The 16,744-nt window shown below is 54.8% G+C and carries 8 protein-coding genes; 1 reads left to right on the top strand and 7 read right to left on the bottom strand.

The annotated features are described in order from the left end of the window. Positions 1–6: 6 nt before the first annotated feature. On the bottom strand, positions 7–2,199 hold the full coding sequence (locus tag ACUNV4_RS26410; protein WP_430881657.1) for a hypothetical protein: 2,193 nt from the start codon (positions 2,197–2,199) through the stop codon (positions 7–9). A 732-nt stretch (positions 2,200–2,931) separates the two neighbouring features. Between ACUNV4_RS26410 and ACUNV4_RS26415 the strand changes: the two genes are divergently transcribed. Beyond that, the gene (locus tag ACUNV4_RS26415) at positions 2,932–3,651 is read left to right on the top strand and encodes an SPOR domain-containing protein (RefSeq protein WP_430881658.1); all 720 of its coding nucleotides are present in this window, start codon (positions 2,932–2,934) and stop codon (positions 3,649–3,651) included. Between the two features lie 355 nt (positions 3,652–4,006). On the opposite strand, the gene ACUNV4_RS26420 is transcribed toward ACUNV4_RS26415, so the two are convergent. The 6 genes from ACUNV4_RS26420 to ACUNV4_RS26445 all read right to left on the bottom strand — a co-directional run bounded on the left by ACUNV4_RS26420 (position 4,007) and on the right by ACUNV4_RS26445 (position 16,288). Then, positions 4,007–5,188: a tetratricopeptide repeat protein gene (locus tag ACUNV4_RS26420; RefSeq protein ID WP_430881659.1), complete on the bottom strand. Its 1,182-nt coding sequence runs from the start codon at positions 5,186–5,188 to the stop codon at positions 4,007–4,009. Continuing rightward, positions 5,185–8,934, bottom strand: a complete 3,750-nt coding sequence (locus ACUNV4_RS26425; RefSeq protein ID WP_430881660.1) for a caspase family protein — start codon at positions 8,932–8,934, stop codon at positions 5,185–5,187. The genes ACUNV4_RS26420 and ACUNV4_RS26425 overlap by 4 nt, the downstream gene beginning before the upstream one ends. 76 nt (positions 8,935–9,010) lie before the next feature. After that, entirely contained in the window at positions 9,011–12,322 is a 3,312-nt protein-coding gene (locus ACUNV4_RS26430; RefSeq protein WP_430881661.1) for a caspase family protein, read from the bottom strand. A gap of 169 nt (positions 12,323–12,491) precedes the next feature. Continuing rightward, entirely contained in the window at positions 12,492–14,699 is a 2,208-nt protein-coding gene (locus ACUNV4_RS26435) for a S8 family serine peptidase (RefSeq protein WP_430881662.1), read from the bottom strand. A gap of 32 nt (positions 14,700–14,731) precedes the next feature. Further along, positions 14,732–15,049: an META domain-containing protein gene (locus ACUNV4_RS26440; protein WP_430881663.1), complete on the bottom strand. Its 318-nt coding sequence runs from the start codon at positions 15,047–15,049 to the stop codon at positions 14,732–14,734. Between the two features lie 114 nt (positions 15,050–15,163). Then, a complete protein-coding gene (locus tag ACUNV4_RS26445) occupies positions 15,164–16,288 on the bottom strand; it encodes a trypsin-like serine peptidase (protein WP_430881664.1) in 1,125 nt (374 codons plus the stop codon). Positions 16,289–16,744 lie beyond the last annotated feature (456 nt).

Consider the following 16,744-nt stretch of genomic DNA (forward strand, 5'->3'; position numbering starts at 1 on the left):
TGGCCATCAGAACCGACCTCTCTCGACATGTCGGTGCAGTTCTGCAAAGGCGTTGCACGTTCCCTGGCCATCTGTGGGGTCATCGAAGGCATTGCGAGCCTGCCACGTCGAACCTTTGAGAAAGCGCCGCATTCGCTCCAGCCCTTCATCCTCATCTGCACGATATCTGGTTCGAATGACACGGCGTATTTCAAAGCTCTTCGTGTCGATCAACAAGGTACAGCCGCAGCGATACAGGAAATCACGCCGGTAAGGCTTTTGACCATGCAACTTGCGCCACGCCCGAGTGATTGCTGTCCTGGTTCCCTTGTCCGCAAGTGCCTGAATCTGTCGATCGAGGAAACCATCACGCGACTGGATGATCTCGACTACGTATTCGCTCTCTGTCTGGCCACGTTTGCCAACCCGGTTGGCCATTCTGACTGAGCCCACCTGGAAGGTCGGCAGCCCGGTAATCTCTGATCGACTGATCGTATTCGGCGCATCATTCTCCAGCGTAATGCCGATCATGTGCAAGAGTTCGTTATCCTGCTGACCTGATATGATTCCCCAGAAAATCAGGGAGTAGAATTCCCGCGCCAGGAAGACCACCGCGCGATCATTGGAGAATTCCGATCCGAGCAGGTTCCTCTGCAGCACGTCATTCTTGCTGAATGCTCTGAGGCTGCGCCTCGCCGATGTCGTTTGTGTCGAACTTTCCTGTTTTTCCTGCAAGCGATGAACGAGCCTGTCTTTCAGTGACTCCAGTTCCCTGATCAGCTCGCGGCCTGCATTGTCTCGCATGTCGTTACGCCGTTTGAGTTCCTTGAATATTTCATCAGGACGAGAAATCAAACCGCGAAAGTCGGCTTCCAGGGAATCGATATCATGCTCTCTTTGATGATCCGCTGCGGCTTCACGAAATTCCGGCCAGATGAGCGACCTCTCAGTGATCACCGGGGTGCCTTCAGGAACAATCCCCCATGCGGTGAAGGCTTCGATGAAGGCCCTTCGGTAGTGGTAATCATCTTCCGGGTAAAGATCGTGATCGGCAGTGATGACAGCCCGAAGAAAGCAGCCAAAATCGACGTTGACCGGTGGCACGTAGTCCATGGCCCGAATGCACATTCGGAGGATGTGTTGCGCGGACGTCGCCGCCTCGTGGGCAAGCCGCTTTACCAGATCCGGGTCTATCTCGCCGTCTCGCAGAATGCCGCTACCTCCGGATGCGATGCGCAGGAGGTCTGCAACGCGAGCGCGATATATCGACAAGAAAGCGCGGAAGACAGCTGCCACCAGTATCGCCCCTCTGGCATGAGGACCAGCCAGATGGTCCAGGGTTTCATTATCGGGTTCACGGGGCTGCCATTTGCCGTCAACATACTGCCCAAGAGCATCCCGGAGTGCCCCTGCATGTCCAATGGCCTGGCCAAACTCCTGTGCCAATGCCCCCAACAGGCTTTGTCTTTCAAGATCACCTCGCGTGCGGGCTATCTGGTCCTCCAGCACTCGAGGGTGGGAGAAATGCTGAAAAACTGCAACGATATCGGCAAAGGCTTCATGCAGTGCCAACATGTCCCGGTTGCTGTTTTCCACATAGTGGGGGTGCATGCCGTCCAGGATGGCGTGGCACGTTTCGTGGACCACGATATCGTGAGACAAGCAGGTAAAGACAACCGAATCAGGTGGTGCTGATCGACTGAAACGGCCCGCCGTGAAATACCCGAACAACAGTGCAATCCTGTGAGGGTCATAAAACGCATTGGCTTCTCGCAGAGCGTGCGGATACACACGAAGCTTGCCGACGTATCGATCCTGATCGGGATGGTCTGGATCATGTCGTCGTGGTGCCCAGAGCACAACCCTGCCCAGCGCTCGCTCGAATACCGAAATTGTGTTCATCGCGACGGCATACACCATCTGTTGATGAAAAAACGGATTCTCTTCAGACGGCGAAAGGCCGTTGTTATGAAGTACTTCGGGGTCATTGAGATCAATGGGTTCGTAAAAGAGACCACTTGCCGGATCAAAGTCAACGATCTGCAGATACTCGCCATCCGGACCGATGAAGGCTTGGTCACGAGGAATCGGATCAAGCTCCCAGGGAATCGATATCGTCATCTCGCGAATTCTGCGATTGGCATGACGATTGCCGGTGGCCGGGTCGAAAGCGAAGACTCTCAGCTTCCTGGGCGGTTGAAAGGACACCGATCTATTCATGGATAAGGCCGGAGAACAAGCTACCCGGAAAAGGTTTGATCAATTGTATGAAGAGTGTTGCTTGCGAGGCGACGGGTCGGCCGTTTGGTTTGCTTACACACGACGTTCGACATCCGCTTTGCCGAAGTTGAATGTCCCTGGCTTGCTTGCCTGTGTCCAGCGTGGATTCTGAAAAAACGCTCTTCATGAGAAGCCCCATGACCAAGCATCCAATGTATAACTGTCTTTCGAATATTACGACTGCCAATTCGGGTAGTGAAAGCCCTGGAAGGTTCGTGAGGACTCGACGCCAAATCAGAACGATGTCATTACTGGCCATGTCGATGGCGACCTTGGTACTGTTCATCCAGTTTGGTCGCAAGGCGTTCACTCACAGCGTCTCGAGCTATCTGATATCCAGTTATGGCGTATTTCCCGAGTGTTGCGACAAGTCACTTGCCTGCGCGAGGTTTGCACTAGTGTCAGATTGGCTTTCGGTGTAAGGTGGCTGTTATACGATCGCACTGCAGGGACAGCAAGGCTGTCCGGGGTAAGCGGTGAGTCTTTCGTGAGGAGACAACAATGATTTGTTTGTTTGACTTTCGAAGAATTCCAACCGGACGTCGGCATTCATCAGCAGTCATGAACACAGGTCGCTGCTTGCCTGTTTCGATTGCCGCGTATTTCCTTACGGCCTCGCTCGCTTTTGCCCAGGTGGGATTGAACTGTCCAGTTGCATCGCTTCCAGCGAATATGGATAGTTATACAGAAGATTGCCTGAACGATCTGGATGAAGTCTTGAGTCTGGACAGTCAGCCTCGCAAGACAAGAAACGGTCTGCTCTGGCGTCACGATCGGGCTGATCAGACACTGGTCATCGCTGTCATGTATTCCAGGTACTGCAGATTGTTGGAAGAGCATGCGACCAATCAGTCGCGATCGGAAATGGCGTCGTGGCTGGAAAGGGTGCACGACGAGCTCTACGAGAAGGAAGTACTGTCGCGAATCATCAGTGACTCGAGGGATACAGCAAGTCTGCCCATACATATTGGGCCCGCCAGAGCATTTCGTGTTCGTGCAACAGGTCAGTTCATAACGGTTGCCTCCAGAAAGGATGCAAACGCACCGCCTCCCCAGCCTGCCGGGCGAATGACTTCCACCAGCCGCTCCGAGCTTTATCTGCGCGATAGTCCCTACGTCGTGAACAACAACAACAAGTATTTCGTTCTGGTAGCTTCTGTATTCTCGGCGTCGGATGCGGCCAGGGAAATCGATCGGCTCAAGAGCAAGGCACCGCAATATGATTTCGTAGCCTATGCACCGTACCAGGGAAATCCGGCCTACGCCATCATGATGGCCACCTGGGTTTCGAAGGAAGTGGCTTACCAGGCGCTCGAAGAAGCGCGTCGTGACGTGGCTGGCGATGCCTTCGTCTGGAAGTGTCCTCAATCGGGTGAGATAGGCACTTGCTAGATGAAAGCACGAATTCAAGTGGATGTATGGGACGTTCTGGAATAACCTGCCCGTTGCCCGTTGCCCGTTGCCCGCTGCCCGCTGCCCGCTGCCCGCTGCCCGCTGCCCGCTGCCCGCTGCCCGCTGCCCGTTGCCCGTTGCCCGTTGCCCGCTGCCCGCTGCCCGCTGCCCGTTGCCCGTTGCCCGTTGCCCGCTTCATCCTTCACCCTTCACCCTTCACCCTTCACCCTTCACCCTTCACACCAAACACCAAACACCAAACACCAAACACCAAACACCAAACACCAAACACCAAACACCAAACACCAAACACTACGCCACACGCCGCAAACACTCTGTCCTGGCCTGAGACCCTCTATTGCAACGATTCGAGCACCCGGCGCATTCTGTTGATTGAAAAGTCCAGTTGATCCTGATACGTGTCAGGTTCCAGTTGTTGTGCCATTCGATAGTGATGAATGACTTTCCGAGCCATTTCAGCTCTGCTTTCCAGATCGTCGTCGTCACTGTCTTGCGTGGATATCAGTTCATCCAGCGCCCTGCCCAATCGCGCATGAGCATCCGCGAAATCCGGATCACTGACTAGTGCTGCTTCGAATTTACGGATGGCTTCCCGGTAATTTCCCTTGCCATCCAGGTTCATTCCCTGAGCGAACAATCTTCCCGTCATGGCCGTGACCAGATTCTGGTCCTTGGCAATCGCTGCCGAGAACTTCTCCTCTGCCTCTTCATAACGTTTGATATTGAGCAGGACATTTCCCCAGTTGTTATAGGCAAGAGCAAAATTCGAATCCCCTTCGATGGCGGATTTGTACTTCTCGATGGCTTCGATGAACTGTCCTTCCGATGCCAGCGACATTCCCCAAAGATTATTCGCCCAGCTATCATCTTCCCGGTTCTCATTCTCGAAACACATCTTGAGCAACGCTACGAATCTTTCACGGCCTTCCTCGGTCTCGACGCCGTTTCGGGGGTCGTCAAGTCCCCTGCCATAGAGATAGGCAGCCAGCAGGAACGGATTGACGATCTCCATGGACTTCTCTGCTCCCTCGTCAAGCAAACCATCAATGCTGTCGCTGTCCAATGGCGTTATCATCCTGAAGCTGGCACCGTCGATATATCTCAGATGCAGTCGGTAACCGGTGTCGGTTCGAACGATGTCGCCGCTTACGGAAGCCTCGGACATACCCAGGCTTTCCCTCAAGACTCTCCCTATGGTTTTGACCGACAGACCGGAGCCGGGCATCTCGATATCCAGTCTGGACGCGTCGGGGATGAGGTTGCGACGACTGATGCGAGTATTGGCCAATACCTGGATGGTCTGCATACCATCGACGATCAACTGCGCAGCAACCTCGCCCGTGTACCCCTGACTCTCGAGTTGGGAGGGAACGTTCAGCGCCTTGACCACGAGCGTATCACCGGTAAGTTGCCGCATGACGATGACAGACAGAGCCATGATCACTGCCAACAGGACAAGATTGATCACCATGGAAAACAGCTGTGCGAGATGCTTCGAGCATCCTTCGATATTCATCGGTTGTCTGGAACCGTTTTTTCATCTGTTGCAGAGGCACGACGAGACCAGGTTTCAAGAAGTCTCAGGATATTTTCGCGATTCCCCAGAGGGGCGCCGTGGTCCAGATATTTTCTGAATGCCTCTTCCGCTTCCACCAGGGTTTCGCGTTCGGTGAGGGCGCGTAACGATTGTGCAAAGTAGTAGTTCGCGGGAATATGGTTTGGCGTGATTTTCAATGCGCATCGCAGTTCATTGACAGCGCGCTCGAGTTCTCTGGTGGATTCGTTGGGCAAGTCATCTCTTTCATACAGTATCCTCCCCATGTAGTAGCGGGCTTCAGGGAGCTCGTTGACCTCCTCGTCCTCTTCAATAGACTGGTCGATTGCTCTCTGACTGAGCGCATATTCGCCCAGTGCCGCCAGTGCTATTCCGAGGTTGAGGTTGGCTCTTGAGGATTTGCCATCGTATCGTTCTATCAGACTACCGAGCAGCCTCACTGCTTCCTTGATCGGCTCCTGGCGAGTTTGCTCATATACCTGTCTGTGAATGCCCTGCTCTTGTTGAGGAGAGCTGAAAATCATTTCCTGTAGATTTTCTGCCAACAAGAAGGGTGTCAATTGGCCCAGTTTCCTTTCGACATCCGATAAAAGCCTGGTGTAAGTGAGCTCTTCGAGCTTTGCCTCTCCCAGTGAGTCCACCAGGGCATGGGTCAGCACACCGTGAATACAGGGAGGCTCTGTTGCCAATGCCTGCATGGCAGCTTGCATGAAACATCCGCCAGTTTCGGTGTCGAATTCGGCTTCCACCACCGTCTCGCCTCCATCACCGGGAGGCATGCCGTACAGGGATTGCAATGAAACATGAAAGATCGATACACGGCCAATCCTTGTACCTTCGATGAAGCTGGTCACCTTGTCGCGTTGCGGGCCCCAGGACAAATCAGTTTCTCGGTAATCCTGTGCATGTCCCCTGTCTGGAGTCGCTTCCCGCAGACCCCGGTTGAACGGTCTGACACTGGACCGAGGCAGGAAGCGACTTCCCCATGCTCGGCCCCAGGGCAATTGCACACCTCGTTGCCAACCGGCATCGAGGATTGTCACGAGATTTGTCCCCTTAGCCTTCGCAGCCAACTCGGAAAAGGTTATATCAACCGAGTGATCGGCCAGTCCATGATCGGCCGGAACGAGTGTCGGATCACCCTCCGTCGTATGTGACCCATAGCCGGCAAAATAGAACAAGGCTGGTTCATCCGTCGCTCGTTGTAGAAGCCTGGTGAGATGTCGTTCAATTGCGTCTCGGCTTGCTTCATCGTCAAGTAGCAGTGTCACATTGTCAGCCGCGAAACGGAACTTTTTCACAAGCAGGTGTTCGATCAGTCTTGCGTCATTGCACGCACCGCGCAAATTGGTCGCTGCCGGATACCTGTCTATCCCTACCACCAGAGCATGCTTGCATTGATTGCCCAGGTTCTGCATGATCTCGAGCGGCACCTTCAGATTCTCCTTGATTGCCGTGTCACTTCCGGCGTATTCCTGAAGACTGCTTCTGGCCCCACGGTAATCCTGAGTGTGAAGTTTTGCCATGGACAGGTACAGATCAGCTTCTGGTAGTGCCGAGCCGTGCTCTACAGACACACCCAGACAAGCTTCAAGGGCGCGGTGAAACTGTTTTTTCTCGAGCAAGGCTCTTCCATAGCTCAGTTCAAGTTGAGGAAAGGAGCAAACCTTGCCAGTTCGAATTCGATCAAAACCATCCAGGATTTCTCTGACATCAAGATCAGCATAACTCTGACGCATACTGAAGGCATGCGCATCGAGAAACTCATCAAGGTTGTCTGCATTCTCAAGCAGCGGATCGCTGAAGTTCTCTTTGACGTCGATGAAAATGGGCTCCTGAACATTGGGTGCCTGAATCAAGGCATCGGTAACACCCTGCAACACACGCGCAAGTGGTGTCGTCGGCTCATGTTCGGCGAGCCGAGTCACAAGTGCATGGGTAAATTGCCCGACGACCTGGGCGTCGGTATCCAGGCTCTCGTAGGCGAGCATTTCCGGACTGGTTCCGAGCATCAGTCGATAGCGCGCGTCTCGGTTGGCCAGAACCACAAAGCCTGCGGTTGCATGCGAATCGACAATCACAGTGGTTTGAGCCTGTTTGTCGGCAGCTGCGTTGGCGAAGTCGTGCAATTGTCTGGCAGAGATGCAGCCGGGATGATTCTGCTGGTAATCGTAGGGAATGAGGTATTGCTCTTTTTCGTCTCCTTGATGAGCATGGCCGGAGAAATAGAAGAGCACCTGATCGCCGGCATTTGCTTCTGAAGCAAGTCGAGCCAATGCCTTCATGATGGCTTCCTGGTCTGCATGCCTGTCTTGCAGCGTTTCAATGCAAGTCGAAGGAATCTGATAGTGATCACTCAGTAGGCTCTTCCAACGGCGGATATCATTGGCCGGACCTTTCAATGTCAGTTTTGAATCCGCATACTCGCTGATGCCGATCAGCAGAATTCGAATCTGTCTGGAACGCTGACCGAGACTGGCGATCCGTTCGATGAACAGTCGTATCCACTGAGCGTCCGGACTTGCTGGTCGCAATGCCAGGAACTGTCTCAGCGAGTTTATTGCACGATTGTTCCTGCCCAGTCTTGCCAGAGAGAGGCCCAGATGAAAATGAAGTTCCGGTAAAGACTGGGCTTCGTCGTCCTCGATCCCGCGCCGAAAGGCGGCAGCCGCTGCATCATGATGCCCGAGAGAGGCGTCCGCGAGTCCCAGTTGAAACAGGGCCTCGGGCATCTTCTCGCGGTACCGATGCGCAGTGGCCAGTGCCTCTTGCAATCGTTCCTTGGCATACTCGAATCGTTCCGGTTCGTTCAGTAGCCAGCCCAGCTGATTCAGGCAACATCCCAACCGATAGTCTTCTCGGGCATTGAGCCCTCCCACGATGGCCAGTGGCAGATCCCGATCAAAGTCATTGTTGCCGATGACAGGATGCTGCCGTTCTCCGGTTTCCCGGATGACTTCCCGACGCACGTATTCAAACAGTACACCAACGGGGACCACGCCGTTTCTTTGCGCCTTGCCTCGCAGTCCCTCCAACAGGAAATGAGTAAAGACTCCATGCCCGCCTCCCCAGCGCTCTGCCTCGAGGGACGACTCATTGGTTTCCGCCGAACTCAGCAACGCGAAGCTTTTCGTGGACTTGCCGAGCTCATCCAGGTAGGCATTGACGATAGCAGCATCGCCGACACCTCGTGTCAGATGATCCCCTCCCACGGCAGCACTGTGGCAGGTATCGGCGATCAGCACGACGCGCTCGGCGTGCAGGTTGTCTGACAGTGCGATCTTGATCGAACTCATGGGTATCGCAGTTGCTGCTATGTCGGCAGGGTCGGTGTCATGACCCAGCAGATAGACAACGTTTCGGCGATCAGGATCCGGTGCCCCATGACAGGCAAAATAGATCAGAACCAGATCTTCCTTTGCTGGTTTCTTGAGAAAGCTGCGCAAGGCGGCCAGGATATTGTCGCGTGTTGCCTCCTTCGCCGCGGGAAACCTTACCGGATTGGTCAGCAAGCAGATGTTGTCTGGTTCGAATGCTCCGCCGGCTGGCGTCAATAGCAGGTTGTAGAGTTCCTCCGCGTCCCTGTGCGCATAAGCAAGGTTCAGGCTCTCATCCTGGTATTCCGTGATGCCAACGATGATCGCCCAGCGATTGCGTTCAGGATGTCGCTGCGATGGTGGACGAAACGAGCTACCGGAAACTGACATGATCTGGTCGAATCCTCTGTAAACCAATCCAGCGAATATTCTGCGAAGTAGCCCGTAATGCCCGTCTCGCAGGTATCTACCAGCGAAGCTTGCCCAATGCGGCAACCCCGTAGCTGGAAACGAAGTAATTCATGTGGTGACATGGAACCGTCTGTTTGTAGGTGGTGGCATGTTCGACCACACTCTGTATGCTGGCAACCTCGACGGCAATATCATGTGGAGCGTCCGAATAGAGCTGACTGAACAGGTAACCCTGCCCTACCTTGTTCACGAGTCGCGCGACCCAGCCATCAGTTTCCTCGTCGTATTGATAGACATCACCTGCAATTATCGAATAGGGAATGCCCGGGTCGGGCGACTGTGCCAGCCTGGCAAGGAATGCTGAGCCGGGTTGCATCTGTTCCAGAGTGGGTGTGAGCTTTCGGGTGACATTCAGGCTGTACAGTACCGAGGCAAGGAATGGTGCTGTCGCAGGAAAGGTCGACATTGTCAAGGAGCCCAGCATCGATGCCACGGAGCGAACCGAGCCGACGTGACCAAACGGTGAACCACTGTTTGGAGTGCCGCACATGACGAGATGATCGACGACCTCATTGCCGCCTGACTGCTCGATGAACCAGCGAGATATCAGTCCCCCCATCGAGTGGGACAGAAGCGTGACGTTCACATGGTCGTCCTTGTGCAGACCCGCATTCTCGAGCAATGCTCCGAGAGTGCTGGCTGTTGATTCCAGCGGTGTATTCAGGTTCTCGTAGTCGTAGGTCAGCACGGCATCGAAGGTATCTTTCAATGTGCTGTCGCCTACACTGATATGCGGCAAGGCTTCGGCCATGTTTTTCGTATCGCCAATGATGCCGTGAATCAATACGAGCACCTTTGTCTTGCCGTCAAGATGTTCGCGAACGCCTTTTTCGTGTCGAGTCACTTTGCCGTCTGCCAGGAATTCCACCCAGCTCAGTTTGTTCACACTCTCCTTGCCCAGAACGCACTTGAAGAAGTAGAGTTTGAGCGCTTTGCCAAGACTCCGCTTTCTGTTGGGTGTTTCGGGTATATGATCGAGTTCGACGAGAACATTGCCCTGCTCGTCTTTCTGCGGTTGACCGGCGATTATCATGTTCTCACCGTCGAACACCATGGGGAGAATGAATTCGTTGCGCGCAAGCTGCGTATTCAGTTCAATCAGAAGCGGGTTTTCCCGCAAGTCGGCATCGTTTTCGATGGCAGACAGTTCGAGAACGCTGCAGTCCTCTCCACGAGTACGACTGAAATTGAGCAGTGTGGAGCCGGTTTGTTCCAGAGCATGAGTGAACCCTGTGTCGGATGATCCAACACCGCGTGTGGCAGGTTCCGCAGCTTCCAGTGCCACATTGGCGCGAAAGTCAGAATGACTGGTGATGGTGATCTGACCGTCAGCCAGTTGCAGTGGTTGGTTGCGCCGTACTTCGTCAACTGCTCGCACAAGGCGGACAGTGATCGTTCTGGTAAACCACTCGTTGGCAAAGACCTTCTTGCGCCTTGGCGGTGGTCCGAAAGAGCCTCCTCGTGCCGACTTGCTACCAGTGTCAGAAAATTCCTTGATACTGCCCAGCCCATCCAGTGGTGACCTTTCAAGAATCGGATGATCGATACGTTCGGTACTGACGAGCAATTTGTAGAAGAAGGTCTGTTCCCGCTTCTCCTCAGGCAATACCGGATAGATGTAAGGGGAATCCTCCAGTTCGCCTGACGAGTCTTCCTTCTGCATGGGATAGACGAATTCGAAGCTGGCATCGGTAGGTTCAATGGCCTCATTGAACGGGATATACACTGCATAGTCTTCTTCCATACCGAGCAGCGCAAAGTGCAACTCCTGATCGGATTGGTTGCTGGCAGTGAGTTTTCCTCGAAAATACGAGCCCCCGTTGCCGCTGCCGTGCACATTGAAGACGAATTCATCGCCATCCACCGTGGCCTCCACGCCACCTTCAGGGCATTCCGTCAATCTGAAATCGACGACCGCCGGATCCATCTCCGTACTGTCGTTCTGCAATTGCAGCAGTCGTTCCCAGTCAGCAATATGATTCAAGCCATTCAGTACATGCTCGGCGGATTTTTGCTGATCGCCGCTAGCACCCAGAATGAGGCTGCCGTTTGCCTGTCGTTCGAGACGCCATGTGCCAGCATCAATGCGCAGGACGTAGCGAACCGATTCCGAGGTATCGCGCAATAGCTCGAACTCGCGCAGCAGATCTTCATTGTCTGTCAGTAAGCCATCTATTGTTGCCGCTTCGTGTTCGCCTCCTTCGACGATCAAGCCGACCGGCATGCGCAGTACCGGCATGCTGGTCAGCTCGGCCTCGTATTGCACCTGGTCGTCGGGAATGAAGCCTTCGATATCCACCATGCTATGTTGTGCAGCAACTTGTGTCGTGTGAGCGTGCCCCAGCTTCTGTTGCGAGTTCGGCGCATAGAGCTCCATTTCCGTTGGTTTGTCCGGTGCTGTCGGCAAACCGAAGATGGCGCCTCTGTCCAGTTGCCATTGGCCTTTCCGACATTGCACGAACAGGCGCCTTCCGCGAGCGGATGCAGTGTGGCCCAGAAAGCCGTCATAGGCACGAAAGCCACCCATGGTCTCGAATTGTGGTTCCTGATTGCTGGTGCGGTTCCTGACCAGTTCGCGGCAGCGAACAAAGACATTGGCATAGGCCAGATCCTGATCCTTGCCACGCAACACTTCGAGGAGTGCCTGGCTGAACACACCCTGATGATCGTGTCCTTCCCATGCTTTCTGCTTGCGTTCGCATGCGGCCATGAGGATGTGTCGACTACCGGGTCGACGAAGCGGTTGGCCCTTGTCCAGCAACTGCTGGTAATAACCATCCAGATACGACTCCAGTGGCCTTGGGTCGTTCACCTGATGGGTCTGTCTGACCCGATTCAGCGCGAAATCATCCATGCTTCGAGTTGCTGTGCCTGAATGGCAGCAATCCAGCAGCACAGAGATGTTCGCTTGCTGGCGGCCCACTTCCGAGAGCAGGATGGCAAGTTCCTTGTCTGCCAGATCGAAGCTGTTGCCTCCGCGACTATCGAACAGGACCAGGCCTTCGTCCCAGCCGCCCGGGTTCCACTGTCTGAATTCAGGTGCGGATCGCCAGCGAGCCCCATGGCCCGAGTAATGAAACAACACCTGATCATTCTCCTTCGCCTGACACAGGTGTTCGCGAAAGGCCGTGATTACATTGGCGCGCGTTGCGTCTTCATCCAGTAGCTGCACTGCCTCCACCGAGTTTCCAGAACACTCGGACAGATAATCGCGGATGTTGTGGACGTCATTGACACAGCCCAACAAGGCACCGACCTGGGGAGAATAGGCGTTGATTCCTACCTGCAAGACGAATAGTTTTGACACGATGTCTCTCGAGAGCTCGGAACACACCCAAGGGTCGCAAATTGTCGCCCTCTGGCGGAGTCATTTGAGTTGAACTTTAGTCGAGTCTGCCAAGCTGTCCGAGAGTTGATCGCTGCCCTGTTGGTGGACCTGTGAGCTACAGATGTCGTCACTCATCCGAATCAGCAGGTCAGAATGCCCTGAGCGGCGAGCTGAAATCTCCCGTAACAACAAGTGAATAATCCTGATTGGGAAACAGGATGTTTCTGGCCTGTACGAACACGCTGTATCGGCCCTTATCGGGTGTCTGAATGCGGACAATCTGTACATTATTGACACTGTCTGGGCTGACAAGCTGCGTAACACGCTGCGCATTGCTCAACAGCTTCTGTCCATCGGGACGTTCAACGAACAGGCTGAGGCCGTTCTGGCAACTTCTTCCGGGGTGATCGGTATAGGTCAGACACACGCGCAACTCACGGGTGTCATCCACATCGATTGCAAACCGGTTCCTCGCTCCGGAGCGTGTAAAGCCTTCACCAGCGGATCTTCGCAGGTCGATGAACTCCAGATCGAAGGGTTCGACGTCTGGTACGGTTGTCTGATAGTTCAGTGCCCCGAACCCCTGATGAGGATTGGGAAAGGCTTCCTGCCACAATGTACCGCTCTCGCCTTGCAGTCGTCGTGTGCCGTTGATCAGGGTGGCTTTCAGTAATGCGGCTGTAGGCTGGTGGCCTCTGCGTTCCACATAGTACTGCCGCACCAGAGTAGCCATACCTGCGGCCAGGGGGGATGCCATGGAGGTGCCGCCCAGATAAGCGTATGATCGGTTGTCGTGATTGCCCCAGTAGTTCCGATCAGGCGCCGCAGCGGAGCGGGCGGACACAATGTCCGTGCCGGGCGCTATCACGTCGGGCTTGATACGCGTGCTTTGCATGGGGCCGCGACTGCTGAAGCCTGCCAGCTTGCTGTCATCGCCGCTGATGGACTCATCACGAATGGGAGCATCTGGAAAGCTTCGTGGCCAGAACTCGCCGTAGGTCAGGGATGCCCGCCCGCCCTCTCGCCGGCTTGAGCGAGACGCACCGACGGTCAGCACATTCTTTCCGGCCCCCAGTGAACCCATGGAAAGCAGATCGACCATTCCGGCCGGTTCATTGACACCCCCGGCAGAAGCGTTGTTGCCGGCTGATGTGACTATCAGCATGTCGGGGTTCTCGAACACGAACTCGTCCGCTTCCCTGGCATCAAGAACATACTCTGCATCAACCTTCGCCCCCCAGCTGTTGTTGTGAATCCTCACCCCATTGTCGAATGCTTCCTGAAAGAGGTCCTGCAAATCCACCGGCAACCCTTTCAACCTTCCTCTGGCATCCATCAGTGACTGAAACACGAAACGAGCTTCGGGAGCGACACCCTTGAATCGACCTCCGGAGGCGGCACCGGATCCCAGCATCGACCCTGCTACATGCGTTCCGTGACCGTGTAGATCCGAGCTGTCACCCTGTCGACCACGAGCGATGGCCGTGATCAGGCGATCGTGGAAATCCGGGTGCGTGTCGTCCAGTCCGGTATCGGCAATGCCGACCGTTTGAGACGCTCCGGTCAGGCTTGCCTGAAAGGCATCGGTGCTGACGCTCATGAATTCCCGTGCCACGTCATTGTGCAACTGAGGTTCCGTGTAATCCGCCAACTGCTCTACCAGATCCGTTTGATGTCGCAATGTGCTCAGCGCTGGGCTGCCCGCAGGAATTTCGAACCGAATCTTGCGCCGACCAGTCCCGATGATGCTCAGATCCAGCTCATCGAGCAGGTCACGTGCCGCGTCCATATGTACCGATGTTCGGACAATCATGTCCATGGTCAGAATCCCTGCTGACAGAGCACGAGACCTGGACTCCCGGGTACCCTCAGAACCTGTTGCCAACGGCTCGACTTCACGCACTGCACTGACAAAGGACAACGCTCGAACAGATCCGACCTCATGCACCGGTAAACGCGCCAGATAGCTGTCAGCCCCCACTCGTTCCAGAATTGTCACAGTGTGCCGCGCGAGTATGTCGCGCCATTCGCTGGTCAGGGTGTCCGGGATGACAAGATAGAACTCCTCAGCGCCTCCTGTTCGTTCGATGGCAGGGTTCTGGAGTTCGGAAGACGATGCCGACGAGGCGTTCAGGTTCTCCAGCTGTGAAGGTTTACGGGCAGTGCCTCTAGGCAAGGGTTGGGCTGGTTGGTCGAGAACCTCGACAATCAGCCCCTGCGCCTCGAGATTATCTATCTGCGCGGGTTCGAGCTCACCGACCTGATAGCTGTCGGTAACAGCGGTCGTGGCAGTCAGGGCAGTCGCCGCTATTCCTTGCTCTCGTTCGTGGAATGTGTGGACCATGACTCTGGTCATATCGACTCTCCAAATGCAACCATGGATGGAAACTACTGTCTGATGAAGATCGCTACCCCCTTTGAACCTGTCAATGGCAGCGTCAATTCATTGCCCTCCAGGCTTGCGATGCCCAGCTGTGCCATCGGCTTCGACAGGTCCAGTGGGAACTCAGGCCGCTCACCCTCGCATCCGCGCTGGGACCGTATCAGTGGTCGAGAAGATGAGAGATCTCCACCAAAATGGTTGCACCCGTCAAAACCGGAAATACGTGTGCCTTGCAGTTCGAACCAGAGCTCTGATCCGGCATTGTTCTTCGTTGTGTCGGTTGACAACAGTGTCCAGCGACCTTGCAGGGCGTCAATGTCCAACAGGCCCTCCTGAGCTGACAACAGGCCCGGCAAGGTGGCTGGGAGAAGAATCAGGCATGTAAATGCAAGCCTGCAAGCTTCCTTGATCGATTCCATCAGTGTCGTGGAGCCGCTTCAGCAATGATCGGGTATGGTTTCACAAGCCTCATCCACCAGAGAACGGATATTCGATTTTGTCGTGTAAGTGCTGTTTTTCGAAAAGCGGGATGCTCCTTGCAGTTTGACCGTATCTGAAGTGAAACCCCAACTGGTGGTGGCGACAACCTGATTGGGGAGATCGTCAGTGGCAGGTGTCCCGCCAAAGGAAGAGTTCACCCCGAAGTTCTGCAGCCAGGGACCGCCGCTGGAGCCGCCGGTCTGGTTCGAGCCGATGACAACATTGCCGGGAGAGTCCTGATAGCCAAGAGAATCGGTCCTGATCATCTTGTCGCCATCGAAATCCGCCGATGGATATCCCAGCTGTGTTATCTGAGTGCTCTTCTCTCCCAGAAAATCGACATAGCCGTAGCCGTTACCGTCGACTCCGTCATTGAAGTCGTACATGCCGGTGATATCGCCAATATACGTTCCCTGCTGCGGCGCGATGGCGATCACTGCGACATCATTCTCACAGACAACCCCGGGTGCTTCAGGCAGGCAGGTATCGCTTCCATCGAAGTAGGACTGTGGTATCCACCATTGAGATGCCGTCCATGTGCCAAATGGTCTTGCAAATTCGTGGCGAGCGGGTTCGAAGGTCAACGCGTCGGCAAACCCCGCTTCCTCCTGTCCGAAGTTGTGCACACAGTGGGCTGCGGAGACCAACAGACCCTTTCTGATGACTGATGCGGTGCAAACGAACTGGCTATTGCCGAAGGTCATGAACAACTTTCCGGTTGCGCTCCAGGGATATTCGTCAGTCGGAGAGTGGCTGTCCATTGCACTGGCTCGCTTGGTGGTAAACGGATGTCCGGCGTCACCAACTGCGTCGACTCCCGGCCCCATGCCGAGCGCACCCTGGATACCTTCCGACAATTGGTCTTCCGTCAGGTTTCGATCTGTTGGAGGACCGGCTTCGGCAGTTGATTCACTGCTTGCCGGGGTAACCGTAGCGGCAGGATCAACTGCGATGTGGCGTACATTCTCATTGGCGCTGGCAGGCGTCATGCATGAGAGCAATGCGAAACCCATGGACAGGAGTCCGGTAATATTCTTGTGCAATGGGCGAGTGTTCGGTATGTCCCCTTTTCTGGTGTTCACGGTGGCTTTCTCCCTTGGTGGTCTTGGCAGTATCCGAACGGAGTGCTGCATACTGATGACTCCGATCATCGTGCGCTTTGGTCATGTCTGCCTTCAAGTCGCAACCCACTATAACCTCGGAATGGCAAGCATGGAGCTCGATTATCCCAATGGATAGTTGGAATGCTGAACGTATCGAACAGCCACCCTACCCTGGTCAGATCGACCGTGATTTCTGCAGTAATTGCATGGCAAATCGATTGGAAAAGCCCTTTCGCTGTCCGATAAGCTCACGGTTCCTTGTTCCTTGTTCCTTGTTCCTTGTTCCTTGTTCCTTGTTCCTTGTTCCTTGTTCCTTGCTCCTTGTTCCTTGTTCCTTGTTCCTTGTTCCTTGTTCCTTGTTCCGTGTTCCGTGTTCCGTGTTCCGTGTTCCGTGTTCCGTGTTCCGTGTTCCGTGTTCCGTGTTCCGTGTTCCGT

Source organism: Granulosicoccus sp. 3-233 (genome assembly GCF_052681095.1).

Coding starts and splice junctions, on each gene's coding strand:
- ACUNV4_RS26410 (WP_430881657.1), bottom strand. CDS start 2,199: ATGAATAGATCGGTGTCCTTTCAACCGCCCAGGAAGCTGAGAGTCTTC.
- ACUNV4_RS26415 (WP_430881658.1), top strand. CDS start 2,932: ATGGATAGTTATACAGAAGATTGCCTGAACGATCTGGATGAAGTCTTG.
- ACUNV4_RS26420 (WP_430881659.1), bottom strand. CDS start 5,188: ATGAATATCGAAGGATGCTCGAAGCATCTCGCACAGCTGTTTTCCATG.
- ACUNV4_RS26425 (WP_430881660.1), bottom strand. CDS start 8,934: ATGTCAGTTTCCGGTAGCTCGTTTCGTCCACCATCGCAGCGACATCCT.
- ACUNV4_RS26435 (WP_430881662.1), bottom strand. CDS start 14,699: ATGACCAGAGTCATGGTCCACACATTCCACGAACGAGAGCAAGGAATA.